The 25,375-nt window shown below is 71.8% G+C and carries 24 protein-coding genes; 14 read left to right on the top strand and 10 right to left on the bottom strand.

All coding sequences use genetic code 11. From position 1 onward, the window contains the following. Positions 1-642 carry an ABC transporter permease gene (locus tag ACZ7OO_RS17740; protein ID WP_352220241.1) on the bottom strand — a complete coding sequence of 214 codons (642 nt, stop codon included), beginning with the start codon at positions 640-642 and terminating at the stop codon, positions 1-3. Next, positions 639-1,676 carry an ABC transporter ATP-binding protein gene (locus ACZ7OO_RS17735; RefSeq protein WP_471505646.1) on the bottom strand — a complete coding sequence of 346 codons (1,038 nt, stop codon included), beginning with the start codon at positions 1,674-1,676 and terminating at the stop codon, positions 639-641. Before ACZ7OO_RS17735 ends, ACZ7OO_RS17740 begins: the two co-directional genes overlap by 4 nt. A 140-nt stretch (positions 1,677-1,816) precedes the next feature. Between ACZ7OO_RS17735 and ACZ7OO_RS17730 the strand changes: the two genes are divergently transcribed. The 3 genes from ACZ7OO_RS17730 to ACZ7OO_RS17720 all read left to right on the top strand — a co-directional run bounded on the left by ACZ7OO_RS17730 (position 1,817) and on the right by ACZ7OO_RS17720 (position 4,884). Further along, positions 1,817-3,325 (top strand): aromatic amino acid ammonia-lyase, encoded by a 1,509-nt coding sequence (locus ACZ7OO_RS17730; RefSeq protein WP_471505963.1) that lies wholly within the window; start codon positions 1,817-1,819, stop codon positions 3,323-3,325. Then, complete coding sequence (locus ACZ7OO_RS17725; RefSeq protein ID WP_471505644.1) at positions 3,322-4,164, top strand: MurR/RpiR family transcriptional regulator; 843 nt, start codon at positions 3,322-3,324, stop codon at positions 4,162-4,164. Before ACZ7OO_RS17730 ends, ACZ7OO_RS17725 begins: the two co-directional genes overlap by 4 nt. Positions 4,165-4,281: 117 nt before the next feature. After that, a complete protein-coding gene (locus tag ACZ7OO_RS17720) occupies positions 4,282-4,884 on the top strand; it encodes a hypothetical protein (RefSeq protein WP_471505642.1) in 603 nt (200 codons plus the stop codon). Between the two features lie 16 nt (positions 4,885-4,900). On the opposite strand, the gene ACZ7OO_RS17715 is transcribed toward ACZ7OO_RS17720, so the two are convergent. The 5 genes from ACZ7OO_RS17715 to ACZ7OO_RS17695 all read right to left on the bottom strand — a co-directional run bounded on the left by ACZ7OO_RS17715 (position 4,901) and on the right by ACZ7OO_RS17695 (position 8,594). Next, positions 4,901-5,275 carry a hypothetical protein gene (locus tag ACZ7OO_RS17715; RefSeq protein ID WP_471505640.1) on the bottom strand — a complete coding sequence of 125 codons (375 nt, stop codon included), beginning with the start codon at positions 5,273-5,275 and terminating at the stop codon, positions 4,901-4,903. A 16-nt stretch (positions 5,276-5,291) separates the two neighbouring features. Beyond that, positions 5,292-5,795, bottom strand: coding sequence for a roadblock/LC7 domain-containing protein (locus ACZ7OO_RS17710; protein WP_471505638.1), 504 nt, complete (start codon positions 5,793-5,795; stop codon positions 5,292-5,294). A 31-nt stretch (positions 5,796-5,826) separates the two neighbouring features. Continuing rightward, positions 5,827-6,618, bottom strand: a complete 792-nt coding sequence (locus ACZ7OO_RS17705) for a transcriptional regulator (RefSeq protein WP_471505636.1) — start codon at positions 6,616-6,618, stop codon at positions 5,827-5,829. Next, entirely contained in the window at positions 6,615-7,004 is a 390-nt protein-coding gene (locus ACZ7OO_RS17700; RefSeq protein ID WP_089102296.1) for a hypothetical protein, read from the bottom strand. Before ACZ7OO_RS17700 ends, ACZ7OO_RS17705 begins: the two co-directional genes overlap by 4 nt. A gap of 171 nt (positions 7,005-7,175) precedes the next feature. Then, on the bottom strand, positions 7,176-8,594 hold the full coding sequence (locus tag ACZ7OO_RS17695) for a type III PLP-dependent enzyme domain-containing protein (protein ID WP_471505633.1): 1,419 nt from the start codon (positions 8,592-8,594) through the stop codon (positions 7,176-7,178). 164 nt (positions 8,595-8,758) lie between these two features. Between ACZ7OO_RS17695 and hutU the strand changes: the two genes are divergently transcribed. From hutU to hutI, 4 genes are all read left to right on the top strand, one after another. Then, entirely contained in the window at positions 8,759-10,423 is a 1,665-nt protein-coding gene (hutU, locus tag ACZ7OO_RS17690; RefSeq protein ID WP_471505631.1) for a urocanate hydratase, read from the top strand. Between the two features lie 287 nt (positions 10,424-10,710). Further along, complete coding sequence (locus ACZ7OO_RS17685) at positions 10,711-11,913, top strand: allantoate amidohydrolase (protein WP_471505962.1); 1,203 nt, start codon at positions 10,711-10,713, stop codon at positions 11,911-11,913. Next, positions 11,910-13,250: a formimidoylglutamate deiminase gene (locus ACZ7OO_RS17680; RefSeq protein WP_471505629.1), complete on the top strand. Its 1,341-nt coding sequence runs from the start codon at positions 11,910-11,912 to the stop codon at positions 13,248-13,250. The genes ACZ7OO_RS17685 and ACZ7OO_RS17680 overlap by 4 nt, the downstream gene beginning before the upstream one ends. Positions 13,251-13,297: 47 nt before the next feature. Next, positions 13,298-14,476, top strand: a complete 1,179-nt coding sequence (hutI, locus tag ACZ7OO_RS17675; protein ID WP_471505627.1) for an imidazolonepropionase — start codon at positions 13,298-13,300, stop codon at positions 14,474-14,476. 1 nt (position 14,477) lies between these two features. Here the strand turns inward: hutI and ACZ7OO_RS17670 are convergent, their stop codons facing one another. Together ACZ7OO_RS17670 and ACZ7OO_RS17665 are read right to left on the bottom strand one after the other, a co-directional pair. Next, positions 14,478-15,992 (bottom strand): ricin-type beta-trefoil lectin domain protein, encoded by a 1,515-nt coding sequence (locus tag ACZ7OO_RS17670; RefSeq protein ID WP_471505625.1) that lies wholly within the window; start codon positions 15,990-15,992, stop codon positions 14,478-14,480. Between the two features lie 208 nt (positions 15,993-16,200). Continuing rightward, the gene (locus ACZ7OO_RS17665) at positions 16,201-17,094 is read right to left on the bottom strand and encodes an RNA polymerase sigma factor SigF (protein WP_471505623.1); all 894 of its coding nucleotides are present in this window, start codon (positions 17,092-17,094) and stop codon (positions 16,201-16,203) included. Between the two features lie 305 nt (positions 17,095-17,399). On the opposite strand from ACZ7OO_RS17665, the gene ACZ7OO_RS17660 reads away from it, so the two are divergent. From ACZ7OO_RS17660 to ACZ7OO_RS17635, 6 genes are all read left to right on the top strand, one after another. After that, complete coding sequence (locus tag ACZ7OO_RS17660) at positions 17,400-17,795, top strand: STAS domain-containing protein (protein WP_471505621.1); 396 nt, start codon at positions 17,400-17,402, stop codon at positions 17,793-17,795. A gap of 181 nt (positions 17,796-17,976) precedes the next feature. Next, positions 17,977-18,495: an ATP-binding protein gene (locus ACZ7OO_RS17655; RefSeq protein ID WP_471505619.1), complete on the top strand. Its 519-nt coding sequence runs from the start codon at positions 17,977-17,979 to the stop codon at positions 18,493-18,495. Positions 18,496-18,656: 161 nt separating this feature from the next. After that, entirely contained in the window at positions 18,657-19,358 is a 702-nt protein-coding gene (locus ACZ7OO_RS17650) for an LPXTG cell wall anchor domain-containing protein (RefSeq protein WP_471505617.1), read from the top strand. Positions 19,359-19,387: 29 nt separating this feature from the next. Further along, positions 19,388-20,236, top strand: a complete 849-nt coding sequence (locus ACZ7OO_RS17645) for a COG1470 family protein (protein WP_471505615.1) — start codon at positions 19,388-19,390, stop codon at positions 20,234-20,236. Further along, complete coding sequence (locus ACZ7OO_RS17640) at positions 20,233-21,303, top strand: hypothetical protein (protein WP_471505613.1); 1,071 nt, start codon at positions 20,233-20,235, stop codon at positions 21,301-21,303. The genes ACZ7OO_RS17645 and ACZ7OO_RS17640 overlap by 4 nt, the downstream gene beginning before the upstream one ends. Before the next feature lie 2 nt (positions 21,304-21,305). After that, on the top strand, positions 21,306-22,619 hold the full coding sequence (locus ACZ7OO_RS17635; RefSeq protein ID WP_471505611.1) for a hypothetical protein: 1,314 nt from the start codon (positions 21,306-21,308) through the stop codon (positions 22,617-22,619). 84 nt (positions 22,620-22,703) lie between these two features. Here ACZ7OO_RS17635 and ACZ7OO_RS17630 read toward each other — a convergent pair whose 3' ends face one another. Then, on the bottom strand, positions 22,704-24,200 hold the full coding sequence (locus tag ACZ7OO_RS17630; protein ID WP_471505609.1) for an oligopeptide:H+ symporter: 1,497 nt from the start codon (positions 24,198-24,200) through the stop codon (positions 22,704-22,706). Positions 24,201-24,692: 492 nt separating this feature from the next. Here ACZ7OO_RS17630 and ACZ7OO_RS17625 point away from each other — a divergent pair, with 492 nt between their 5' ends. Then, complete coding sequence (locus ACZ7OO_RS17625) at positions 24,693-25,370, top strand: response regulator transcription factor (RefSeq protein ID WP_124003719.1); 678 nt, start codon at positions 24,693-24,695, stop codon at positions 25,368-25,370. The last annotated feature ends 5 nt before the right edge of the window (positions 25,371-25,375 follow it).

The raw sequence follows: 25,375 nt of genomic DNA, 5'->3' as shown, positions 1-25,375 counted from the left end.
TCAGGCTCGCCTCCTGCGCCACGGGGTGAGGACGTACTGGAGGGCCACCAGCAGGGCGTCGGCGACCACCGCGAGCAGGATCGTGAGCACCACGCCCACGATCACCGGGGTCGGGAAGTCGCGCTGGAAGCCGTCGGTGAAGAGCTGGCCGAGGCCGCCGTCGCCGATGTAGGTGGCGACACTCACCAGCGAGATGGACATGACGGTGGCGATGCGGACGCCCGCCATGATCACGGGGAGGGCCAGCGGGAGCTCGACCGTGAGGAGGGTGCGCAGCGGGCGGGTGCCCATCGCCTTGGCCGCCTCCTTGGTCTTCGCGGGGACCGAGTCCAGCCCCTCGACCGTGTTCCGCAGCAGCACGACCAGCGTGTAGACGGTCAGGCCGATGACCGTGGTGGTGCGGGTCAGACCGCTGATCGGCAGCAGCAGGACGAAGATCGCGATCGACGGGATCGTGAAGAGCACGTTGGAGAGTCCGAGCAGGAAGCCGCGCAGCGGGCGGACCCGGTGGGCGACGACCGCGAGCGGGAGCGAGATCAGCAGACCGAGGAAGACCGCGGTCATCGCCGCCTGGAGATGGGAGAACGTGAGGCTGGTGAGGTCGTCGGTGTGGTCGCCTATCCACGACCAGTCGATGGTCATGCGGCCACCACCCGGGCCTCGGTGTGGGCCTGGCCGGCGTGCGCGTGGATGTCGTCGCGGGACGAGACGCCGGTGAGGACTCCCTGGAAGTCGACCCGGGCTATCAGCCCGGTCGGCGAGGCGATCGACTCGTTCAGCGCCGCCAGCAGGGAGTCGTCGTCCGTCAGCGGCCGTACGGGGAGTTCGGCGTCCTTCGAAGCCCAGTGCAGGGGCTTGTTCGCCGCGTCGCGTACGAGGGTCCAGTCGCCGCCCTCCGGTGCCGGGCCCTGCGGGAGGCCCGCGAGGGTCTTCAGCGAGAGCAGTTTCAGTCCGCGCTCGGCGCCCAGGAAGTCGGCCACGAAGTCGTCGGCCGGGCGGGCCAGCAGCTCGGCGGGCGGGGCGCACTGGACGAGATGGCCGCCGGTGCGGAAGACGGCGATACGGTCGCCGAGCCGGACCGCCTCGTCGATGTCATGGGTGACGAAGACGATCGTCTTGTTCAACTCCTTCTGAAGTCGGAGCAGTTCGACCTGGAGCTGGGCGCGCACCACCGGGTCGACCGCGCCGAACGGCTCGTCCATCAGCAGCACCGGCGGGTCGGCGGCGAGCGCGCGGGCCACGCCGACGCGCTGCTGCTGGCCGCCGGAGAGCTGGTGCGGGTAGCGCTTGCCGGAGTCGGCGGCGAGGCCCACGGTCTCCAGCAGTTCGGCGGCGCGGGCGCGGGCCTTCCTGCGGTTCCAGCCGAGCAGCAGCGGGACGGTGGCTATGTTGTCCAGCACCGTGCGGTGCGGGAAGAGCCCGGCCTGCTGGATGACGTACCCGATGGAACGGCGCAGCTCGGCCGCGTCCTGTTCGAGGACGTCCCTGCCGCCGACCTTGATGGTGCCGGAGGTCGGATCGACCATCCGGTTGATCATCCGCAGGGTGGTGGTCTTGCCGCAGCCGGAGGAGCCGACCAGGACGGTCACCCCGCCCTCCGGCATCTCCAGGGAGAGGTCGTGGACTGCTGTCGTGCCGTTGGGGAAGCGCTTGTGGACCGCGTCGAACTGGATCATGAGATGTCCCTTGCCCGGCTGTATAACGTCATGCAGAGTTCTTCGTAGGTGAATAGCTTGTCAACGGTCTGGCGTTAATCCGAGGTAACGGATGACCGCAAGGCAAGATCAGGTGTCCGTTTGAGGGGAGTTTGGGCGTGTTGTCGTCTCGCATCGTGGACGCACCCGGAATTGCGCATTCCGGCCTGGTGATCCTCGACGGCATCGGAATGGGCGTCGAGGACGTCGTACGACTCGCCGACGGCACCGCCCGGCCGGTCCCCGGCACGGACGGAATGCGGCGCGCGGAGGAGTCCTGGAACGCCGCCCGGCAGATCGCCGCGACCGGCCGCGTCTACGGCCGTTCGACCGGCGTCGGCGCCAACCGGAACGAGGACGTACCCACCGAGGCGGCCGCGGGGCACGGGCTGCGGCTGCTGCGCAGCCACGCCGGCGCGATCGGCGAGGAACTGCCGGCCCGGCAGGTGCGCGCGATGCTCGCGGTGCGGGCCAACCAACTGCTGGCGGGCGGCGCGGGACTGCGGCCGAGTGTCGTCACCGCCCTGTGCGAGGCGCTGGAGGCGGGGGCGTACCCGGTCGTCAACGAGTTCGGCTCGGTCGGCACCGGCGACATCGCCGCACTGGCCCAGGTGGGGCTGGCGCTGGCCGGGGAGCACCCCTGGCGGGGCGAGAAGGCCCCGGATCCCCAGCCCCTCGACAACAACGACGCCCTGGCCCTTATCAGCAGCAACGCCCTCACCCTCGGCCAGTCGGCGCTCGCCCTGCACGAGCTGCGCGGCCTGATCGAGGCCACCCAGGTCGTGGCCGCACTCTCGCTGCTGGCCGTCGACGGCTCCCACGAGGCCTACGCGGCGCCGGTGCACGCGGCCCGCCCGCACCGGGGCAGTGTCGAAGTCGCCCGCCGGATGCGCGAGTTGATCGGCGCCGCCGACCGGCCGACCCCGCCGCTGGGCCGTATCCAGGACCCGTACGGCTTCCGCTGCCTGCCCCAGATCCACGGTCCCGCGCTCGATGCCGCCGACGCCCTGGAGCAGGTTCTGGCCGTCGAGATCAACGCGGCCGCCGAGAACCCCCTCATCTCGTCGGAGGACCTCGCCGCCTACCACCACGGCGGCTTCTACCAGGCCCAACTCGCCCTCGCCCTGGACCACTTCAGGCTCGCCGTCACCCAGGTCGCGCGCCTGTCCACCTCCCGGCTGTCCTCCCTCAACGAGCCCGCCTTCACCCGACTGCGCCCCTTCCTCGCCGACCACGAGCCCGCCTCCTCCGGCGTGATGATCCTGGAGTACGCCGCCGGCGCCGCCCTCGGCGATCTGCGCGCCTTCTCCGCGCCCGCCTCCCTCGGGCACGCTGTACTCTCCCGAGGCGTCGAGGAGCAGGCCAGTTTCGCCTCGCTCGCCGCCCGTCAAACGCTGCGCGCCTGCCGTGCGTACCGTCTGGTGGTCGGTTGCGAACTCGTGGCCGCCGTAAGGGCGCTGCGCCAGCGCGAGCTTCGGCCCGAACCCGGGCTGGGGGTGGGGCTGGCGCTGGAGCTCGCCGAGGCGGTGCTTGAGGCGGAGGTGGCCGACCGGCCGCTCACGGACGACGTCACGGCGGCCGCCGGACTGCTCGACCGGTTCACGGACATCTGGAGGGGGAGCACGTCATGAACGTGACCGACAGCCCTGCGACACGGTTGCAGGCGCTCTTCGAGGGGCACCGGCTGACGCCGACCCAGCGGCGCATCGCGCACAGCATGGTGCGGCGCGCCGCCGACGTGCCCTTCCTGTCCAGCGTGGAGCTGGCCGAACTGGCCGGGGTCAGCCAGCCGTCCGTGACCCGGTTCGCGGTCGCCCTCGGCTTCGACGGCTACCCGGCGCTGCGCAAGCACCTGCGCGAGGTGGTGCCCCCCGAGCAGGCGGCCGGCAACGGGTCGTACAACGAGTACCAGCAGGCCGTCGAGGCCGAGATCGAGAACCTGCGGCACCTCGCCGAGGTGCTAGCCGATCCGCGCCCGGTGCAGCAGGCCGGCCGGATGCTCGCCGCCTCCCGGCCGCTGCCGGTGCTCGGCCTGCGCGCCGCCGCCTCGCAGGCCTACGGCTTCGCCTACTTCGCCGCCAAGGTCCACCCGGACGTCCGGCTGCTCAACGAGGGCGGCACGATGATCCACGACCGTATCGACGCGGCCGTACGCGCCGGCGCCTCGGCACTGCTGTGCTTCGCGCTGCCCCGGCATCCGCGCGAGGTCGTGGACATCCTGGGCTACGCCAAGGAGGCCGGGCTGACGGTCGTGACCGTCGCCGACTCCGCCTTCGCGCCCGTGGCCAAGGCCTCCGACCTGCTGCTGCCCGCGGCGGTCGGCACCGGGCTCGCCTTCGACACGGCGTGCGCGCCGATGCTGCTCGGGCGGGTGCTCCTGGAGGCGATGGCCGACGACCTGCCGGACGCCCAGGCCCGCCTGGAGGAGTTCGACGCGCGGGCGGCGGCCCGGGGGCTGTTCGTCGAATAACAATCAGTCGGACAACCCGCTTGTCGAACAGCCCGCTTTAAGACTCGTCTCACCTTCTCTGGTTAGCGTCCCGCCCTACGGACTGACTGGGCCGACACCGGCGAGGAGGCTGCGGACATGGCGCGTGCGGGACGAGGGGTACGAGGAGGACAGGGCCTGGCCCGGGTGGCCGTGGTCGTACGGGCCGGGGCCGCGCCGCTGTGGTGGTTCGGGGTGTTCGCGGCCGGGATCGGGGTGCTGCCCGAGGGGCTCACCGGGCGGCGGATCGGCGTCATGGCCGGGGCCGCGCTGTTCATCGTCGGCGCCGCCGTCGTGGCGCTCACCCGCCGCAAGCGGTACACCGCGCTGCTGCGCGGTGCCGCCCGGGCCGGCAAGCACGATGTGCTCCAGGACCGGGCGGTGACCGTGCGGAACTGGCGCCGGGGGCACCGCTGGTGGCTGCTGCTGGCCTTCGCCGTCGCGCTCGGCAGCGCCTTCGCGGTGCCGGCCGCCGGCGGCATGCTGCTCGCCGGGACCGGCACCGGGCTGCGGCTTAAGGCGGCCTGGCTGGGCCGCCGGGAGCGGGCCGAGGAGCAGCTGGTGTGGCTGCGCGTCGACTGGCTCGACGGGCGCGGCGGCCGTCCGGTGGGCAAGGCCGTCAAGGCGTATCGCGGCACCGGCATCGCGGCGGGCGACGCGGCCCCGGGCGGGGCGCGCCGCCGCACCGCGGCGCTGGTGTGAACCCGGAACCCGGGGGTCAGACCTCCAGGTCCTGCTCGATCCTCTTCAGCTGGTGCCGGGCCATCGCCAGGTTCGACCGGGAGATGTCGAGCACCAGGTAGAGGAAGAGACCGTTGCCGCCGCGGCCCTTGAGCAGCCGGATCAGGTGGTACTGGCTGGAGAGCGTGATCAGGATGTCCTCGATCTCGCCCTTGAGCCCCAGGTGCTCCATGGTGCGCATCTTGGCGCGGATCACGTCCGTGTTGCCGGCCGCGGCCACGTTGAGGTCGAAGGTCTTGCTGCCGCCCATCGTGCCCAGCGCCATCCCGCTGGTGTAGTCGACGAGCGCGACGCCGGTGGCGCCCTCGATGGAGGTGAGGGCCTCTTTCAGCGCGGTTTCGGTGTTGGCCATGACTCTCTGTTTCCCTTCAACTGTCGGTTGCGGTGCGCGCGTCGGTGGTGGTGCTGGTACGTGGCGTGCGCGTGGTTCTGGTCCGTGTGGCTGCTGTGGTGCGGGCCGGGCGCTGAGCCTTGGCGGCGGCCTCGGCGGCGTCGACCAGCTCTCCGACCCGGGCGGCGGCGCGGCGGCCCTCCAGGTGGAGCCGGCCGACGTTCACCCGGTCCTCGGCGAGCAGGGTGAGTACGGCGCTGCGGCCGGCGGCGTAGGTGGCGACATAGCCGTCCTCGCCGCGTACCAGCAGCTCCCTGAGCTCGCCCTTGCCGGTGGCGTCGGAGACCCGCACGGCGACGCCGAGTTCGGCCGCGGTGAGGGCGGCGAGGCCCTCCGGGTCGACGCCCGGACAGTCGTGGGCGACGACCAGGCCGTCGACGCCGGCCGCGAGGGCGCCGGTGAGCTGGGGCATCCGGGTGCGTAGCCGGCGTAGTTCGTCGAGGACGGCTGCTCTGTCGGAGCTGCCGGGTTCTGCCGCCATCAGCTGTCTCCTCTCGGCGGGGCGGTGCCGTTCAAAGGGCCTCCAGCGCATCCCTGAGCCTCTTCAGCAGCGCGATGTCGGGGTCGGTGACCGGGGGGAGCCGGGGCGGGGCGGCCGTGGTGCTCCTCGGGGCGAGGAGTCCGGCCGCCGCCAGCCGCCGGATGTCCACCAGGGTGTGGAAGGCCGGCCGGCCCAGCTCCCGGGCGATCTCCGGGGCGGTGCGGACGCCGTCCACCCGGTCCAGGACCGCCCGCTGGCGCTGGGTGACCGGCGGTGCCGCTACCGGGTCGACGCGGATCAGCGGGGCGCCGTCCGTCGACGGGTCGGGCCAGATCCGGTGCAGCAGCTCGCGTCGGCGCAGTGTCTCGCGCTCCAGGGCGGTGGCGGGGACCGCCTGGAAGGGGCCGGCGGCGGCCGGCGGGCCGTATCGGAACCGGCCCGGGGTGCTGCTGGGGGCGAGCGCGAAGTACCCGGCGTCGTACAGCGCGCCGAGGCGGCACAGTTCCAGAGCACCCTTCGGCAGCAGGCCGGCGTCCAGCAGCCGGTGCGTGGCGGCGGGTATGTCGTCGGTCCAGGGCCAGACCGCCGCGTCGAGCGTGCCGCGGGCCGTGAGGAGCACGTCGAGGCCGGGGGCAAGGGGGCTCTCGGCGTGCACCACGCGGCCCTCGGCCAGGTGCAGGGCGCCGTGCTCGCGGACCAGGACACCGGTGGCCCGCTCCTCGGCGAGGCGTATCAGCATCGGCGAGAGCGCGCCGGCCGCCCGGTCGTGCAGGGCCGCCCGGTCCCGGACCGGCAGCGGCGGAGGTATGTCGACCACGGTCATCCCAGCACCAGCCGCTCGGCCATCTCGCCGAGCCGGATCCGGGCGAGGGCGAGATTGCCGTCCTCGCGGGCCAGCCACAGATGCAGGAACACAGTGGCGTCGAAGGACGTGACCACGAAGCGCAGCAGGTGGTAGCTGTCCCGGTTGCTGACGATCAGGTCCTCCACCGGAGGGCTCACCTCGGTGTCGTCCTCCGTGCTGAACGCCCCGTGCTCGGCGGCCAGCCGGGCCAGTTCGGCGGCCTCCGCCGCGGTGGTCTCGTGATCACCGCCGGGCGCCTCCCCGACCGTGCCCAGGGCCAGGCCGCTCGTCCAGTCGACCAACGCGGCCCCCCGGGCACCGGGCAGTCGCATCGCTTCAAGTAAGCACTCGTCGATTCCGGGCACCGTGGCTCCCCTTCCACCGCCTGGCTCTCCGGTTGAGTGACGCCGACACTACGCAACGTGTGCGAGGGGAGTGATGCGTTTGGCATTTTCCAGTGGAACATGCGTCCGGCAGACTAGTGTTGGTCAACTGAGCTGCTTTTCACACCAGTTGATCCCTCTGTCCCAGGTGTCTCAACGGCTCCCGGTTGCGCGCAGGGTGGTGAGCGCGTCCGCGTGCGCCCCACCGGATTCGGCCACGATCTCCGCGACCATCTGCGGCTCCCGCACGACGGCGAACGCCACGCCTCCCTCACCGTCCGGCGCGAAGCCGTAAACCCCCGGCCGGGCCAGGGAGTTGTAGGAGTAGTGACTGCCGAAGTAGTACGCCCCGGTGTCCAGCGCCGCCGCGTAGTCCCCCTGCTCCAGCGCCGGCAGCGAGCGCCCCTCGGCGAGCAGGTCACCCGCGAAACAGGCCGGCCCCGCCACGTCCTGCACCACCGCCGGCCCCTCCTTCGGCCGCCCCTTGCCGTCGTAAGCGGCGATCCTGATCGGCCACGCCCCCGGCGCGTACACCGTCCGCGGCGCCACCTGCACGCCCGCGTGTGTCAACGCGATCCGCCGCCCGCCGGAGCTCTTGGCGTACTCCACCCTTGCCACCACCGTCCCGTGCCGGGCCAGCAGCGACCGCCCGAACTCCGTCACCAGCCCGTACCGCCCGTCGAACAGCCCCGGTACCGCCTCCGCGAGCAGCCGCGCGTACTGCGCGTACGTCGGCTCCGTCGCCTCCGACGCGAAGTTGACCGACAGCCCACCGCCGATGTCGAGGGTGTCGACCTGCTGCCGCCCCACGCGCGCGTTGATCTCCTCGGCCAGTTCGTACGTCTCCGCCACGCCCCGCGCCAGCAGCGGCAGCGAGATCCCCTGCGACCCGACGTGCGCATGCAGCCGCGTCAGCCACGGCCGCTCCGCGAACGCCCGTACGACCCACTCCCGCGCCCCCTCGTCCCGCAGCCCCACCCCGAACTTCGAGGTCGCCGTCGCGGTGGAGGTGGCGCCGATGGTCCCGGCCCCGATCTGCGGGTTCACCCGGATCCCGAGCGGCGAACGGGGACGGCCACCGGTGGGCACCTCCTCGTTCACCAGAGCGTCGATCCTGGCCAGTTCCTGCGGGTTGTCCGCGTTCACGGCGACGCCCAGTGCCAGCGCCTCGCGCAGCTCCGCCTCGGTCTTGGCGGGCGCGTCGAACACCGTCCGCTCCACCGGCACCCCGGCCGCCCGCGCCAGAGCCAGCTCGCCCGCGCTGGCCACCTCGGCGCCGATGCCCTCTCCGGCCAGCAGCCGCACCACCGGCACCAGCGGGTTCGCCTTCACCGCGAAGGCGTGCAGGATCGCGGTTCCGGGGGCCGCGACCGCCTCGAACGCCTGGCGCAACGCCGCCACCGACGCGCGGATGCCGGTCACGTCCAGCAGGCCTGCGATCGGCGCGTCCGGGCCCAGCAGCCCCTGCTCCACGGCCGCCAGTACGGCCTCGTCCCGCCGCACGACCCGCTCACCGTCGTCGGTGCTCGCTTCGTTGCCTGCTTCGTTCTCTGCCACGGCGTCCCCCGACATGTCGTCATCCGCTCCCTTAAGGTCCATAAGTCCAGCCAAACACCCGGAACGCGGCCACGCTGGCGGACCGATGTATTGACTAGTTCTATTCATCGGGACAGGATGTGAATAACCGAATAACCACAGGAACACTTCACTGGCCGTCATTCGCTAGGAGGCAGACCATGTCAGGACCCCGCCCCGTACGAGCACCGCGCGGTACGGAACTGAGCGCCCTGGGATGGCAGCAGGAGGCCGCCCTGCGGATGCTGCAGAACAACCTCGACCCCGAGGTCGCCGAGCATCCCGACAAGCTCGTCGTCTACGGCGGCACCGGCAAGGCCGCCCGCGACTGGCGCTCCTTCGACGCCATGGTCCGCACGCTGCGCACCCTCAAGCAGGACGAGACCATGCTGGTCCAGTCCGGCCGCCCGGTCGGCGTGATGCAGACCCACGAGTGGGCCCCGCGCGTCCTCATCGCCAACTCCAACCTGGTCGGCGACTGGGCCAACTGGGAGGAGTTCCGCCGTCTGGAGGCCCTCGGCCTGACCATGTACGGCCAGATGACCGCCGGCTCCTGGATCTACATCGGCACCCAGGGCATCCTCCAGGGCACCTACGAGACCTTCGCCGCCGTCGCCGCGAAGAAGTTCAACGGCACCCTCGCCGGGACCATCACCCTCACCGCCGGCCTCGGCGGCATGGGCGGCGCCCAGCCCCTCGCCGTCACCATGAACGACGGCGTCGCCATCTGCGTCGACTGCGACCCGCGTGCCATCGAGCGCCGCATCGAGCACCGCTACCTCGACGTGAAGGCCGACTCGCTCGACCACGCCCTCCAGCTGGCCACCGAGGCCCGCGACGCCCGCCGCCCGCTGTCCATCGGCGTCCTCGGCAACGCGGCCGAGCTGGTCCCGCAGCTGCTCGCGATGAACGCGCCCATCGACATCGTCACCGACCAGACCTCGGCGCACGACCCGCTGGCGTACCTGCCGGTGGGCGTCGCCTTCGAGGACATGGCGGACGCGGCGGCCAAGGACCCTGCGGGCTTCACGACCCGCGCCCGGGAGTCGATGGCCAAGCACGTCGAGGCCATGGTCGGTTTCATGGACGCCGGCGCCGAGGTCTTCGACTACGGCAACTCCATCCGCGGCGAGGCGCAGCTGGCCGGCTACGAGCGGGCGTTCGCCTTCCCCGGCTTCGTCCCGGCGTACATCCGTCCCCTGTTCTGCGAGGGCAAGGGCCCCTTCCGGTGGGCGGCCCTGTCCGGTGAGGCCTCCGACATCGCCAAGACCGACAAGGCGATCCTGGAGCTGTTCCCGGAGAACGAGTCCCTCGCCCGCTGGATCAAGCTGGCCGGTGAGCGGGTCCACTTCCAGGGTCTGCCGGCGCGTATCTGCTGGCTCGGCTACGGCGAGCGGGACAAGGCCGGTGAGCGGTTCAACGACATGGTGGCGAGCGGCGAGCTGGCGGCACCGCTGGCGATCGGCCGCGACCACCTGGACTGCGGCTCCGTGGCCTCCCCCTACCGCGAGACGGAGGCCATGCTGGACGGGTCCGACGCGATCGCCGACTGGCCGCTGCTGAACGCCATGGTGAACGTGGCGTCGGGTGCGTCCTGGGTCTCCATCCACCATGGCGGCGGGGTGGGCATGGGGCGCTCCATCCACGCGGGACAGGTGACGGTGGCCGACGGTACGAAGCTGGGCGGCGAGAAGATCCGCCGGGTGCTGACCAACGACCCCGGGATGGGTGTCATCCGGCACGTGGACGCCGGGTACGACATCGCGGAGTCGGTGGCGGACGAGCGGGGCGTGCGGGTGCCCATGCGTGAGGGTGAGTCGGCGTGACACGGAGCGGCGACGCTTCGGCGGGGGCTGAGGCCTCGTCGCCGAGCGCGGGCGCGGCCGCGCCCACCCGCTCCGCCCTGCGGAACGACTGCCCACAGCCTGTACAGCCGACGGCGGACGACGGGCCGGAGGCTGTGCGGGGCGGCGGTCGGCAGTCTGTGCGGGTTGTGGGCGACGGCGGGTCGGAGCCTGTGGGGGGCGAGGGTCGGCACCCTGTGCGGAGCGACCGCCCGCAGGCCGGGCCGGGCGGTCGGCCGCAGCCTGTCGGTGGTAGCTCCTTCCACTCCATGTGGCGGGAGCTGCTCCCCATCGGCCGGCATTCCGACTCCCACGGTTACCGGCGCTTCGCCTGGACCGGGGCCGATGCCGAGTGCCGGGCCTGGTTCGAGGCGCAGGCGGAAGCTCGCGGGCTGGTCTACGAGGTCGACCGGAACGGCAACCAGTGGGCCTGGCTCGGGGATCCCGCCGCCGGGGATGCCGTCGTCACCGGGTCGCATCTCGACTCGGTTCCGGACGGCGGGGCCTTCGACGGGCCCCTCGGTGTCGTGTCGTCCTTCGCCGCCCTCGATGAACTCCGCCGCAGGGGAGCGGAGTTCAGCAAGCCCCTCGCCATCGTCAACTTCGGTGACGAGGAGGGCGCCCGGTTCGGGCTCGCCTGTGTCGGGTCACGGCTCACCGCCGGGCAGCTCACCGTCGAGCAGGCGCACAGGCTGACCGACGGGGACGGGGTCACCCTGCCGCGGGCCATGGAGGCCGCAGGCTACGACCCCGACGCCATCGGCGCCGACCCCGAACGGCTCGCCCGCATCGGCGCCTTCGTGGAGCTGCATGTCGAACAGGGCCGGGCGCTGGATCTGAGCGGGGACCGGATCGGTGTCGCCAGTGCCATCTGGCCGCACGGACGATGGCGGTTCGACTTCCGGGGCGAGGCCAACCACGCCGGCACCACCCGGCTGGCCGACCGGCGCGACCCCATGCTGTCGTACGCCGAGACCGTGCTCGCCGCCCGCCGCGAGGCCGAACTCGCCGGTGCCGTCGCCACCTTCGGCAAGATCGCCGTCGAGCCCAACGGCGTCAACGCCGTCCCCTCCCTGGTGCGCGGCTGGCTCGACTCCCGCGCCGCCGACCAGGCCACCCTCGACACCGTCGTCGACGGCATCGAGAAGGCGGCCCGGGAGTACACGGAGGCGCACGGCATCGATCTCGATGTCATCCGCGAGTCGTTCACGCCGGTCGTCGAGTTCGATCACGCCCTGCGGGACGAACTCGGGCGCATTCTGGGCCGGGACACCGGTCTCACCGTGCCCGTCCTGGGTACCGGCGCCGGACACGACGCCGGAATCCTCTCCGGGAGCATCCCGACCGCCATGCTGTTCGTGCGCAACCCCACCGGTGTCTCGCACTCCCCGGCCGAGTTCGCGGCCGAGGACGACTGCGTGGCCGGGGTGAGCGCGCTCGCCGACGTACTGGAAAGGCTGGCCTGCGAGTGACGACACGGACGACGTACTGGTTGGAGTACGCCTGGCTGGACCCGCACGTCGAGCCGGGTGTCGCCGTGGAGGTGGCGGACGGCCGGATCACCGCCGTCCGCACGGACACCCCCACCCCGCCGCCGGGGGCCGAGATCCTCAGCGGTCTCACCCTCCCCGGCCTGGCGAACGCCCACTCGCACGCCTTCCACCGGGCCCTGCGCGGCACGGTCCAGGTCGGCTCCGGGACCTTCTGGACCTGGCGCGAGTTCATGTACTCCTTCGCCGACCGGCTGACCCCGGAGACCTACCACGCGCTCGCCCGCGCGGTGTACGCCGAGATGGCGCTCGCGGGTGTCGCCTGCGTCGGCGAGTTCCACTACGTCCACCACGCCCCCGGCGGCACCCCGTACGCCGACCCCAACGCCATGGGCGAGGCGCTGATCGCGGCCGCCGCCGACGCCGGTATCCGCATCACCCTCCTCGACACCGCCTACCTCTCCTCGGGCTTCGGCGAGCCGCCCAACGCCCACCAGCTGCGCTTCTCCGACGGCAGCGCGGAGGCCTGGGCCGAACGCTGTTCAGTTCTCAAGGAACGGGATCACGCGCGGATCGGTGCCGCCATCCACTCGGTACGGGCCGTGTGCGCCGACCAGTTGGCGACCGTGGCCCGCTGGGCCGAGGAGCGGCGGGCCCCGCTCCATGTGCACCTGTCCGAGCAGACGGCGGAGAACGACGCCTGCCTGGCCGCCCACGGCCGCACCCCCACCCGGCTGCTCGCCGACCACGGTGTCCTCGGGCCGCGCACCACCGGCGTCCACAACACCCACCTCACCGACGAGGACATCGCGCTGATCGGGGGGAGCGGGACCGGCACCTGTATGTGCCCGACGACCGAACGGGACCTGGCCGACGGCATCGGACCGGCCGTCGCCCTCCAGCGGGCGGGCTCGCCGCTCTCCCTCGGCTCCGACAGCCACGCCGTCATCGACCTGCTCGAAGAGACGCGCGCGATGGAGCTGAACGAGCGGCTGCGCACCCGCACCCGGGGCCACTGGACGGCCGCCGCCCTGCTGCGCGCCGCCTCCGCCGACGGCCACGCCGCCCTCGGCTGGGACCACGCCGGCACCATCGAGACCGGCATGCTCGCCGACCTGACGACGATCGCGCTCGACTCGGTCAGAACGGCAGGGACGCTGCCGCGTCTCGGCGCAGAGACGGCCGTATTCGCCGCGACGGCAGCGGACGTACGGCACACGGTCGTCGCGGGCCGGCATGTCGTACGCGACGGTGCGCACACGCTCGTCCCCGATGCGCCGCAAGCCCTCGCGCGGGCCGTCGAGGCCCTCCGCGCCTGACGGGCCGTCGAAGCCCCCCGCGCCTGACGACCACCCACGAGGACACCATGAGCAGCAGCACCGTCATCACCAACATCGCCACGCTGGTCACCAACGACCCCTCCCTCGGTGACAACTCCCCTCTCGGTCTGATCCAGGACGCGGCCGTCGTCATCGACGGCGACCGCATCGCGTGGACCGGTGAATCCAGCAAAGCACCCGCCACTGACAACCGGATCGACGCGGGCGGCCGGGCGGTGCTGCCGGGCTTCGTGGACTCCCACTCCCACCTGGTCTTCGCGGGCGACCGCACCCAGGAGTTCAACGCCCGGATGTCCGGCCGCTCCTACACCGCGGGCGGCATCCGCACCACCGTCGCCGCCACCCGCGCCGCGACCGACGCGGAACTGGAGGCGAACCTCACGCACTACCTCGCCGAGGCCCTCCGCCAGGGCACCACCACCTTCGAGACGAAGTCGGGCTACGGCCTGACGGTCGAGGACGAGGCGCGGGCCCTGCGCATCGCCGCCGCCCACACCGACGAGGTGACGTTCCTCGGCGCGCACATCGTCTCCCCCGACTACGCAGACGACCCGGCCGCCTACGTCTCCCTGGTCACCGGCGAGATGCTCGACGCCTGTGCCCCGTACGCCCGTTGGGTCGACGTCTTCTGCGAGAAGGGCGCCTTCGACGGCGACCAGGCCCGTGCGGTCCTCACGGCGGGCAAGGCGAAGGGCCTGACCCCCCGCGTCCACGCCAACCAGCTCTCCTACGGCCCCGGCGTCCAGCTGGCCGTCGAGCTGGACGCGGCGAGCGCCGACCACTGCACGCACCTCACCGACGCGGACGTGGACGCTCTCGCGAACAGCGGGACGGTCGCCACCCTCCTCCCGGGCGCCGAGTTCTCCACCCGCGCCGACTGGCCGGACGCCCGCCGTCTCCTCGACGCGGGCGTGACCGTCGCCCTCTCCACGGACTGCAACCCGGGCTCCTCCTTCACCTCGTCCGTCCCCTTCTGCATCGCCCTGGCCGTCCGCGACATGCGCATGACCCCGGACGAGGCGGTGTGGTCGGCTACGGCGGGCGGCGCGAAGGCCCTGAGGAGGGACGACATCGGCCGCCTCACCCCCGGCTCCCGCGCCGACCTGATCCTGCTCGACGCCCCGAGCCACGTCCATCTGGCCTACCGGCCCGGGGTTCCGCTGGTCGCCGGTGTGTGGCGCAGGGGCGTCCGGGCCGTCGGCTGAGTCAGCTCGCCCCGGCCCGCCAGCGCTGGGCCGTGCCGTCGTTCACCGGGTCCAGGGAGAGCTGGTCGTCACCGTTCGGGGTGAGGGCCGTCTCGATGGCGATGGCCGGGCGGATCTCGCCGTCGGAGACGACGGTGAAGCGGAGGTTGTCGCCGTGGTCGCCGTCCACCGACGAGCACTCCCAGATGCCGACGCCCTTGTCGACCGAACCCCGGCTGTCCAGGCAGAAGTCGGGGTCCGCGGCGGACTGCAGCACGCCCCGGTCCGTGTCGACCCGCCAGCGCTGGGTGGCGGAGGCGGAGCAGGCGGCCGTGACGACATCGGTGCCGTTGTCGAAGGCACCGCCCCGGACGTCCAGGCAGCGGCCGGTGACGGCGTTCACGACCTGGGCGTAGCCGGCGCCCGGGGGCCTCGGGGCGGGCGACGGGGCCGGTGACGCGGAGTGCGTCGGGGACGGGGTAGGGGTCGGAGTCGGGGTCGGGCTGTGTGACGGCTTCGCGGCGGAGGGCGACTGGGAGACGGTCGCCGTAGCCGTCACGGTCACCTGAGGGGTCGTGGGCGGTGCCGGAGTCGCGGCCGCCGGGTTCTGGGCGTGCGAGGCCGGCCGGGTCAGCAGCACGAGCATCAGCGGTACGAGGGCCACGCCCAGGGCCGTGGAGGTCAGCAGGAGACGGCGGGACGGGGACCGGCGTCCGCGCGCCGCGCCAGGGCCGGGGTCGGGGTCGGGGCCGGGGAGCGGCTCCGACGAGGTCTCCTGTCGTACGTACGCCGTTCCGCCCCATGGCAGCAGGCCCTCCGCCAGGGCCGTGCGCGGGCTGTCCCGGAGCGCGGTCAGGTCCTCGAACGCGGCCGTGCAGTGCGGGCAGTGGGCCATGTGCGCGTGCAGGTCGGCGCTGTGCCGGGGACTCTCCGGGCGTACCGACTCCTCGATCAGGCGCCGGAAGTCCGCGCAGCGGGGGTCGTCGGAGGCGGCCAGGCGGCCGCGGAGACAGGCCTGCGCCAGGGACTGGAGCGCGGGCGGGGTGTCGTACCGGACGTCCTCGGGGGTCAGGTCCAGGTGGGTGGCGGTCCGGGCCGGGGGTTCCTGGTCCAGTACGCCGTACCAGATCAGGCCCTGGGTGCGGGACGGCAGGGACTGGAAGGCCGCGAGCAGGGGCGGGACGGGCGGCTCGGGCGCGCCCGTCGAGCTCAGGACCAGGAGGAGAGCGGGGTCCAGGGCGGCGGAGCGTTCGTCGTGCGACCACTCGGCGGCCAGCCGCGCGGTCAGCAGGAGCAGATGGTGGCGCAGGGGGACGACCGGCTCGGCGCCGCGCGCGATGTCCCGGGCGGCGGTGGTGAAGGTCTGCGCGGCGAGCCGGCGGGCCGCCGCGTCACCGGCCGTGCAGAGCCGGGCGTAACCGAGGACCGCGGGCAGGTGGCGGGCGCGTAGTTCCTGGAGGGCCGGGTACGCGGTGGGGGCGGGCGTGCGCAGGAGTGCGGTCAGGCGTGCGTCCGAGGGTGGGTTGTCCTGGACCATCGTGCGCCCCTTCGTGCCGGCCGTCGGTGTCCCGCTCCTTGCTGACGTACCGGCCAGTTTGGGGTGTGGGTGGGGCGCGAGGGAGGTCTTTGGCGAAAAGAGACGGCCAGGGTGGGCGACAGGGCTGCGCCCGGCATACGACCGTGGGCGCGGGGGAGCGACCTGCTCCCGTGCGCCCACGGCCGTACGACCCCGGCAGCCGTTCCTGTCACTCGTCCAGCGTCAGCGCCTTCCGCAGCTGCACCAGCGTCCGGGACAGCAACCGGGACACATGCATCTGCGAGATGCCCAGTTCCTCGCCGATCTCCGACTGGGTCATGCCGGCGACGAAGCGCAGCGAGAGGATCGTCCGGTCCCTGGGCGCGAGTTCGGCGATCAGCGGCTTCAGGGACTCGATGTACTCGATGCCCTCCAGACCGTGGTCCTCGTAGCCGATGCGGTCCGCCAGGGCGCCCTCGGAGTCGTCCTCGTCCGGCTGCGCGTCCAGGGAGGAGGCCGTGTACGCGTTGGAGGCGGCCATGCCTTCGACGACCTCGTCGTTCGTGAGGCCGAGGCGCTCCGCGAGTTCCGCGACCGTGGGGGCGCGGTCCAGCTTCTGGGCCAGTTCGTCGCCCGCCTTGGCGAGGTCGAGTCGCAGTTCCTGCAGGCGGCGCGGGACCCGCACCGACCACGACGTGTCGCGGAAGTAACGCTTGATCTCGCCGATGATGGTCGGCATCGCGAAAGTTGGGAACTCGACGCCACGGGACAGTTCGAAGCGGTCGATCGCCTTGATCAGTCCGACCGTGCCGACCTGGATGATGTCCTCCATCGGCTCGCTGCGGGAGCGGAACCGGGAGGCGGCGAACTTGACGAGCGCAAGGTTCAGTTCGACGAGCGTGTTGCGTACGTACGAGTACTCGTGCGTGCCTTCCTCCAGCGACTCAAGTCGCTCGAAGAGGGTCTTGGACAGGGCTCGCGCGTCGACCGCGTCGACCTCGTCGTACGGGGGGATCTCGGGGAGGTCGAGCCCCGTGACGAATCCCTCGATGGCATCCAGTTGTTCCGGTGGGGGTGTCGACGTCGCCGTCCGGGTATACGAGGCGTCGAGCCGGGGTGACATGGTGTCCTCCATCGTTCTCGGCATAAGGGCTGCCGAAGCCGTGCGTGCACTGCGGTGTGCGGCGCCTCCAAAGCCGGCGTGTCGGTTTTCGTGTCGCTACTAGCCCTACCCGGTTCACTGAGCCACTCGCAAGTCCGTTCTATTAGCATTTGTCCAATTGTGGGAGATTGTTCGGGTGTCGGAGTGCGTGGAGAAGGCGTAATGTTCGATGGCGTCGCCGCCGCGTTCGGCGGACATCGGAGGACATCGTCAGACATCGGTCAGACGGTGGTAAAAGCGGTCACGACCTCGGGAGAGAGACGGCAATGGACCACGGGACGGTCGGCAGCGCACAGTCGGGCCGGCTGCTGGTGGAGGTGCGGGAAGTGGGCCCCAGCGCCGTCGTGATTCCGGCGGGTGAGCTCGATCACCACACCGCCGATCTGCTGCGCGAGCCGCTCGACGATCTCCTCGACAAGGGGTTCTCACGCCTTGTCGTCGACTGCTCACGTCTTGAGTTCTGCGACTCCACCGGGCTGAACGTGCTGCTCGGCGCCCGGCTGCGGGCCGAGGCCGCCGGAGGCGGGGTGCATCTCGCCGGGATGCTGCCCGTCGTCGCCCGAGTGTTCGAGATCACGGGAGCTGAGGCGGTCTTCACCGTCCATGACTCCGTCGGGGCGGCCCTTGCCGGCGAATCCGGCGAAACCGACAACGGGAGCTGAGTCTGGCCCCGTGTTCATAACCGGGGGGTGTCCCGGCGGATCGCCCGGGCAGGAGACATTCTGGATCTGTCGGCGACCGACCCGGCCCACGGTTGAGTGGGTCATGTGGACAGGCCCGTACGAACCGCAACAACGCGAAATTGTGAATCGTGAACCGGTGAAACGGTGAGGTGAAGCGCTGATGAGCACCACCCGGCCTTACCCGCCGGGCGACCGCGGCCCGGAGACCAGCGGCGTTTCCGAGGCGTCCGAGGCGGCGGCGTCCGACGTGCCGTCCGCCTCGTCGGGGGGTCGTCAGGTCCGCAGGCTGAGCCTCGTCGGCGAGAGCGGGGTCGTACCGCTCGCCCGTGACTTCACCCGCCAAGCGCTGCATGCGTGGGGCTGGCTGCCGGCCGCGTCCGCCGACCGCAGGGCCGCCGCCGAGGATGTGCTGCTGGTCGTCTCGGAACTCGTCACCAACGCGTGCCTGCATGCGGAGGGGCCGGACGAGCTGCTCCTGGTCTGCGACAACAAGGTGATCCGGGTGGAGGTGACCGACCGGGGGGCCGGGCAGCCGGCGCCCCGGACCCCGCATCGGGCGGGGCGGCCGGGGGGCCACGGAATGTTCATCGTGCAGCGGCTGTGCCTGGACTGGGGGGTTGTACGGGCGTCCGGGGCGGCCGGCAAGACTGTCTGGGCGGAGCTGGGGGCGCCCGCGTAAGGGGAGACGCCTCGTCCCCGTTCGCGATCCCGCGCCCCTTGCGGGGCGCTTCGGCATCCCCACACTTCCGTCACGCCCTTTCTCTTCCCTCCTCATGTGCCCCGGCGTACCTTGACGGCCGAATCTGATACCTCGTCAGTAGCGAATGGGGTGGACCGCCCGTGTCGTCGTACCCGAAACGCACCGCCGTGCTCGCGTCCGCCGCCGCCCTGGCCGGCTCGGCCGTGCTGCTCGCCGCTCCGGCGGCGCACGCCACCGTCGTCGACGTCAACTACGCCTGCAAGACGCCGATCGGCGACAAGAGCGCCGTCTCCCCGATCGACATCAAGGGCGTCCAGAGCGACAGCGGCTACAAGATCACGATGTCCTGGCAGAAGGGGGTCTCCTCCAGCCCCGTCGAACTCGGCAAGGGCGCGATGAACCCGAGCGCCACCATCAAACTGGGCGGCGCCGACAGCGGGACCCTGAACGTGACCGGCTCGCCCAACCAGGCCGCGATACCCGCCAACACCCCCATCAGGATCAATGACCTGAGTGGCACCTACACCCCGAAGAAGACCGGCAAGGTGACCTTCACGGCGGGCACGCTCACCATCAAGGCACTGGGTACGACGACGACCTGCACCCCCGGCAACAACCCGGGCCCGTCCCTCACCCTGGACGTGACCGCCGCGGGCGGTGGCTCCACCGGCTCCGGGTCGTCGTCCTCCGGCAACACCGGCGCCGACTCCGCGGGCACCCTCCCGAAGACCGGCCCCGAGGACTCGTTCGTCGCCCTCGGCACCCTCGGCGGCACCGTGCTGCTCGCGGGCGCGGCCGGCGCCCTCTGGCTGACCCGGCGGAACCAGCCCGTACGCCGCTGACCCCGAGGGTCCGACCGCTGGAGCCGCCCATGCCGTCCGCCCAGTCCGCCATCCGTGTGCTCGGCCTCGCCGTGCTGACCCTGCTCGCCACCGCCCCGCGCGCGGCGGCGGCCGAGGGCTGGTCACTCGCGCCCACGGGCGGCGGGCGCCCGTCCTTCTACGCCGAGGGCGCCCCCGGGGCGGTCCTCCAGGACACCGTGTCGGTGACCAACCGCGGGGGGCACCCGGTCACGGTAGGGCTGTCCGGCACCGGCGTCCCCGTCACCTTCGCCGAGCGGAGCGTCCGTGTCCCCGCCCGCACCCGCGCCGACGTCCCCTTCACGGTGACCGTCCCGGCCGGTGACGCCCCCGGCGACCGCCCCGGCACGCTCGTCGCCGAGGACGCCGACGGCCGCACCGCCACCGTCCGCGTCCGGCTGCGCGTCGGCGGCCCCACCCTCACCGCGCTGACCGTCGAACATGTCGCCGTCCACGGTGACCGCATCACGTACGAGCTGGTCAATCGGGGTACGACCGTCCTCGTACCGAAACTCGCGGTACACGCGGACGGTGTCTTCGGCCGGGGCCTCCTCGACCGGGCCCCGCGCACCCTCCCGGTCCGCCTGGCCCCGGGCAGCCGCACCGAACTCAGCGAGCCCTGGCTCGGGCACCCCGCCCTGGACGCGGTCGACGTCCGGCTGACGGCGACGGCGGCGGGCGGCGCGCACGACACGGCGGGCGCGCGGGCGCGGTTCGTGCCCTGGGGCGCGGTCGCGGGAGCCGCGGGCGCGCTGACGGCGGGCGCCGCCGTGACGGTCGTACGACTGCGCGGGCGCCGGGGCGACCCCATGACCGAACGCCTGCCGATGGAAGCCGAGTTGACGGGAGCGGCGAGGTGAGAGCGCGTGCGATCGCGATATCGACGGCGCTGGCGGCGTTGTTCTCGCTGCTTCTGACGCCCCTGGCCGCGGCCGCCGACGGGCCGGCCGTCAGGGTCTCCGAGTCCCAGGCCGGCACCGGCGGCTCGATCACCGTCAGCGGCACCGGCTGGCGGCCGCACACCCTGCTGATGATGCTGATCTGCGGCCAGGCCACCCCCGCCCGGGGCGTGATCGGCGGCACCAACTCCTGCGCCAACGCCGACGGCCGGGCCGTCACCACGGACGCGAACGGCGGCTTCGGCAAGCAACTCCCGGTCGCCGAACCGCCGGTGCCCTGCCCCTGCGTGGTGCACGTGGCCACCGTGACCGGCGCGAAGGCCGACGCGGACACAGTCTTCAAGGTCGCCGGGCACCCCGTGAAGGCGCTGCCCGCCGACCCCACCGGCGGTCGTCTCTCGATGCTCACCGACACCCGCCTCGACGGCTCCTCGGGCCTGCTGACCTGGTTCGGCGCACCCCCCTCCCGCACCCTCGTCTTCACCATCGGCAACGCGGGCTCCACCACCCTCAAGGACCCCGTCTTCCAGGTCGGCACCGCCCACGGCGTGTTCGCCCCCCAGTGGGACGAGCAGCAGTGGCGCGGCACCCTCGCACCCGGCAAGAAGGCGCAGGTCGAACTGCCCGTCGAACTCTCCGCCGGGGCGCACGGCGACTACACCGTCTCCCTCAGGTACGACGGCGAGGTGCTCGCCGAGCAGCCCTGGGGCGTCGGCCGCCCCTGGGGCGTGACCCTGTTCTGGATCCTGCTCTGCGTGGTCGTACCGGCCGCCGTCTTCCGGATCGGCATGGCGGTGGTGGACCGGGTACGACCGCCCCGCGCCGGCGGCATCCGCCACCGGGGCGTGCACCGCCCGAACCTGCGCCTGCCGCGCCTGAGCGCGCCGGAGCCCGCGCCCGACACGACCTCGACCCTGCCGTGGTTCACCCCGGACTCCGGTCCGGGCACGGCGGCCGGTCGGCTCTCCGCACCGCACGACGGCAGTTCCACGAGTCCCACGACTCCCACCAGGAAGGGAACCACGTGACCATGCGAAGGAGAGTGACACCGGTCAGAGCGGGTGCGGCGGCGGCCGCGCTGGTCCTCGGCGGGGCGGGCGTGCTGCTCGGCGCGGCCGCAGGGACCGCACAGGCGGCCGAGGTGTCGTTCGCCACCCACTGTGTACCGCCCGCCGGGGTCGCCGACCCCGTCGACGGGACCACGAAGGTCGAGATCACCGCGCCCGCCACCGCGAAGGTCGGCGACACGGTCGACATCACCTGGAAGTTCGTGCAGGCCGCGTCCAAGAACCCGGACATCATCGACCTGCCCGCCAACTCGGTCCAGCCGTCCGGCACGCTCAAGGCGGCCGGCGCCCAGACCGCCGACATCGCCCTGCAGGGGCCGCGGGAGAACCCGGCGATCCCCAAAGGCGGCGACATGGTGCTGTCCGACATGACGGGCACGCTGAAACTGACGTCACCCGGCGAGGTGACGCTCACCCCGGACGCGTACAAGGTCAACGCGTACGGGACGGACACCGTGTGCACCCCGTCGGGGACGGTGCAGAAGGCGGCGACGATCGAGGTGACCGGCAGCGGTTCGAGCGACTCGGCGACACCGTCGGACAGCACGTCCGCGTCGGCGTCCCCGTCCCCCTCCGGCTCGGCGTCGGAGTCCGCTTCCGCCTCCCCGTCCGACTCGGTCTCCGCCTCCGCCTCCGACGGCACGGGCACCGGCCAGACCGACTTCACGGGCAAGGAGGTCGAGATCCCCTACGCCTGCAAGACGCCCATCGGCGACAAGAACGCGACCTCGCCGGTGCAGATCAACGCCAGGAAGAACGGCGGGAGCTTCGATCTCACCGTGCAGTTCAAGAAGTCGGTGATGGACAGCCCCGCGGACATCCCGGCCGACTCGGTGAAACCGTCGATGGAGGTGGTCCTGGGCGGCGCCGACAAGGGCACGGTCCATGTGGAGGGCCCCACGAACTCCTCCGCGATCAAGTCCGGCGACCCGATCGAGATCCCCGACCTGACGGGTACCTACAAGCCGGGCGCGAGCGGCAAGTCCACGCTCTCGCCGGGTGTGCTGACGGTCAACGCGCTCGGTACGACCACCACGTGCACGCCGACGAAGACGCAGGTGTCGTTGACGCTGGACACCAGCGGGCAGGCGGGCGGCGCGTCGGGGGGGTCGTCGACGTCCGGTGGCTCCTCCGGCGGCTCCAGCAGCAGCGGCGGCCTGGCGGAGACGGGCGACAGCAGCAACGGCGCGGTGAAGGCGCTCGGCCTGGTGGCGGGAACGGCGATCCTGCTGGGCGGCGCCGTGTTCACGTTCATGCCGCGCAAGAGGACCAGGTGATCCACCGCTTGTAGGGGCCGTTGACCGAACGGCAAGAGGGCCACCCCATTCCGGAGAATGCGGTGGCCCTCTGTCAGAAGACGATCAGTGAACGTCTCCCATGAGCTCCCGAACCTTCTTGCGGTACATCCACACAGCCGCACCGGCGAGAACCGCCAGCACCGCCTGGAACGCCACGATCCCCGTCTTGTTGAGGTCGACCCCGGCGATGGACAGCAGACCGGTCGTCGCGTCGCCCGCGGTGACCGCCAGGAACCACACACCCATCATCTGGGACGCGTACTTCGCCGGGGCCATCTTGGTCGTCACGGACAGACCCACCGGAGAGAGCAGCAGCTCACCCACGGTCTGCACGAAGTAGATGCCGACCAGCCACATCGCCGCGGCCTTGTGACCGCCATCGGCGATCGACAGCGGCGCGAGGAACAGGAAGAACGACGCACCGATCAGCACCAGACCACCGGCGAACTTCACGGCCGTGCTGGGCTCCTTGCCCCGCCGGGCCATCGCCAGCCACGCCCAGGCGAAGACCGGCGCGAACGCCATGATCATGACCGGGTTGACGGACTGGTACCAGGAGACCGGGAACTCCCAGCCGAAGATGGTGTTCTTCGCGGAGGCCTCGGCGAACAGGGAGACGGTCGAGCCACCCTGGTCGTAGATCATCCAGAAGACGGCCGCGGCCACGAAGAACCAGATGTACGCGCTCATCTTGGACTGGTCGGCGCGGTCCAGGCCCTTGTCGCGCTTGATGCGGGCGATGACGACGACCGGGATCAGCAGACCGGCGATCGTGATCGGGACCAGCAGCCAGTTCAGCGTGTAGACGCCGGAGCCACCCACGACGGCGTAGAAGACGACGGCTACGGCGGCCCACAGACCCGCCTTCGTCAGCGTCGACTTCTTCTCCGCGGCGGACAGCGGCGTCGGGACGATGTCCGAACGCGAGCTCAGGTGCCGGGTGCCGAGCAGGAACTGGGCGAGGCCCAGCGCCATGCCGAGCGCGGCCAGCGCGAAGCCGAGGTGCCAGTTGTAGTTCTCGCCGACCGTGCCGATGACCAGCGGCGCGGCGAAGGCGCCCAGGTTGATGCCGATGTAGAAGAGCGTGAAGCCACCGTCACGGCGCGGGTCGTCCGGACCGCCGTACAGGTGACCGACCATCGTGGAGATGTTGGCCTTCAGCAGACCGGAGCCGATCGCGACCAGGCCGAGGCCCGCGAAGAACGTACCGGCGCTGGGCAGCGCCAGCGTCAGGTGGCCGAGCATGATGATCACGCCCGCGACGGCGACCGTCTTACGGGGGCCGAGGACACGGTCGGCGAACCAGCCGCCCGGCAGGGCGAGCAGGTACACGAGCGACAGGTACACGGAGTAGATCGCCGTCGCCGTGGCCGCGCTCATGTGCAGGCCGCCGGGGGCGACCAGGTACAGCGGGAGCAGGGCCTTCATGCCGTAGTAGGAGAACCGCTCCCACATCTCGGTCATGAAGAGAGTGGCCAGTCCGCGGGGGTGGCCGAAGAAGGTCTTCTCGGAACCGGGGGTGCCCGGTCGGACCGAGTCCTTCGTCAGGCTGGACGCCATGGGTCGTTCCTTGCTGGTCGGGACGCGCGGTGGGGCTCTGCGCGCCCGTGGGGGGAGCGGCCGGCACCGGCGGGTCGGACCGTCCACCCCACGCCCAGGGGAGCCCACCCCGGATCACGGAGCGGCGGACGGCGACCACCGGGATCCACGCCCCGTGACGCTGTGTCGCGTCCGGAGCCCGGCCAGAGGTCATTCCTTTCAAGGCCGGCCGGGGCCGACCCGCACACAAAAGAGACCTTCAGGGTCAAGAAGCCCACCAAAGGTCCCCGGGTGTACTACAGGCGTTCACGTCACTGTACGTCAGGACACTGGTGGATATGGAAGGACTTGAGACACGGATCACAGGTGTCGGGGGAACCGTGCACCCGCTTTCGAAGGCACCTTCCACGGTCTCACCTCTCGCTCACAGGTTCGTACCACTGTGCCCCAAGGTAAGAATCCCTGGTGCCGATCACACCCCGGCACAGCGCGTAGTCGGACTACCATCACCTCATGACCCGTGTACTGCTCGCCGAGGACGACGCGTCCATCTCGGAGCCGCTGGCCCGCGCACTGCGCCGGGAAGGTTACGAGGTCGAGGTGCGCGAGGACGGACCCACCGCGCTCGACGCCGGAATCCAGGGCGGCATCGACCTGGTCGTGCTGGACCTCGGACTGCCCGGCATGGACGGCCTGGAGGTCGCGCGCCGACTGCGTGCCGAGGGCCACGCCGTACCGATCCTCATCCTGACCGCGCGGGCCGACGAGGTGGACACCGTCGTCGGCCTGGACGCGGGCGCCGACGACTACGTCACCAAGCCGTTCCGCCTCGCCGAACTGCTCGCCCGGGTGCGGGCGCTGCTCCGCCGCGGTGCCGCCGAGCCCGCGCAGCCGCCGGCCACGCACGGTGTGCGGATCGACGTCGAGTCGCACCGGGCGTGGATGGGGGACGAGGAACTCCAGCTCACCGCGAAGGAGTTCGACCTGCTGCGGGTGCTGGTGCGGGACGCGGGGCGGGTCGTCACGCGCGACCAGCTGATGCGGGAGGTCTGGGACACGACGTGGTGGTCGTCGACCAAGACGCTCGACATGCATATCTCGTGGCTGCGGAAGAAGCTCGGCGACGATGCGGCGAACCCTCGGTACATCGCTACCGTGCGTGGTGTGGGCTTCCGGTTCGAGAAGAGCTAAGGGCG

Source organism: Streptomyces sp. NPDC111744 (assembly GCF_055634995.1).
This window is presented reverse-complemented; position numbering and strand designations above follow the sequence as displayed.

What these genes read in the sequence shown, in the direction of transcription:
- ACZ7OO_RS17740 (WP_352220241.1), bottom strand. Translation starts at nt 642, where the DNA reads ATGACCATCGACTGGTCGTGGATAGGCGACCACACCGACGACCTCACC.
- ACZ7OO_RS17665 (WP_471505623.1), bottom strand. Translation starts at nt 17,094, where the DNA reads ATGTCACCCCGGCTCGACGCCTCGTATACCCGGACGGCGACGTCGACA.
- ACZ7OO_RS17685 (WP_471505962.1), top strand. Translation starts at nt 10,711, where the DNA reads ATGTGGCGGGAGCTGCTCCCCATCGGCCGGCATTCCGACTCCCACGGT.
- hutU (WP_471505631.1), top strand. Translation starts at nt 8,759, where the DNA reads ATGTCAGGACCCCGCCCCGTACGAGCACCGCGCGGTACGGAACTGAGC.
- ACZ7OO_RS17655 (WP_471505619.1), top strand. Translation starts at nt 17,977, where the DNA reads ATGAGCACCACCCGGCCTTACCCGCCGGGCGACCGCGGCCCGGAGACC.
- ACZ7OO_RS17705 (WP_471505636.1), bottom strand. Translation starts at nt 6,618, where the DNA reads ATGACCGTGGTCGACATACCTCCGCCGCTGCCGGTCCGGGACCGGGCG.
- ACZ7OO_RS17725 (WP_471505644.1), top strand. Translation starts at nt 3,322, where the DNA reads ATGAACGTGACCGACAGCCCTGCGACACGGTTGCAGGCGCTCTTCGAG.
- ACZ7OO_RS17695 (WP_471505633.1), bottom strand. Translation starts at nt 8,594, where the DNA reads ATGTCGGGGGACGCCGTGGCAGAGAACGAAGCAGGCAACGAAGCGAGC.
- ACZ7OO_RS17670 (WP_471505625.1), bottom strand. Translation starts at nt 15,992, where the DNA reads ATGGTCCAGGACAACCCACCCTCGGACGCACGCCTGACCGCACTCCTG.
- ACZ7OO_RS17720 (WP_471505642.1), top strand. Translation starts at nt 4,282, where the DNA reads ATGGCGCGTGCGGGACGAGGGGTACGAGGAGGACAGGGCCTGGCCCGG.
- ACZ7OO_RS17630 (WP_471505609.1), bottom strand. Translation starts at nt 24,200, where the DNA reads ATGGCGTCCAGCCTGACGAAGGACTCGGTCCGACCGGGCACCCCCGGT.
- ACZ7OO_RS17715 (WP_471505640.1), bottom strand. Translation starts at nt 5,275, where the DNA reads ATGGCCAACACCGAAACCGCGCTGAAAGAGGCCCTCACCTCCATCGAG.
- ACZ7OO_RS17735 (WP_471505646.1), bottom strand. Translation starts at nt 1,676, where the DNA reads ATGATCCAGTTCGACGCGGTCCACAAGCGCTTCCCCAACGGCACGACA.
- ACZ7OO_RS17635 (WP_471505611.1), top strand. Translation starts at nt 21,306, where the DNA reads ATGCGAAGGAGAGTGACACCGGTCAGAGCGGGTGCGGCGGCGGCCGCG.
- ACZ7OO_RS17710 (WP_471505638.1), bottom strand. Translation starts at nt 5,795, where the DNA reads ATGGCGGCAGAACCCGGCAGCTCCGACAGAGCAGCCGTCCTCGACGAA.
- hutI (WP_471505627.1), top strand. Translation starts at nt 13,298, where the DNA reads ATGAGCAGCAGCACCGTCATCACCAACATCGCCACGCTGGTCACCAAC.
- ACZ7OO_RS17645 (WP_471505615.1), top strand. Translation starts at nt 19,388, where the DNA reads ATGCCGTCCGCCCAGTCCGCCATCCGTGTGCTCGGCCTCGCCGTGCTG.
- ACZ7OO_RS17625 (WP_124003719.1), top strand. Translation starts at nt 24,693, where the DNA reads ATGACCCGTGTACTGCTCGCCGAGGACGACGCGTCCATCTCGGAGCCG.
- ACZ7OO_RS17660 (WP_471505621.1), top strand. Translation starts at nt 17,400, where the DNA reads ATGGACCACGGGACGGTCGGCAGCGCACAGTCGGGCCGGCTGCTGGTG.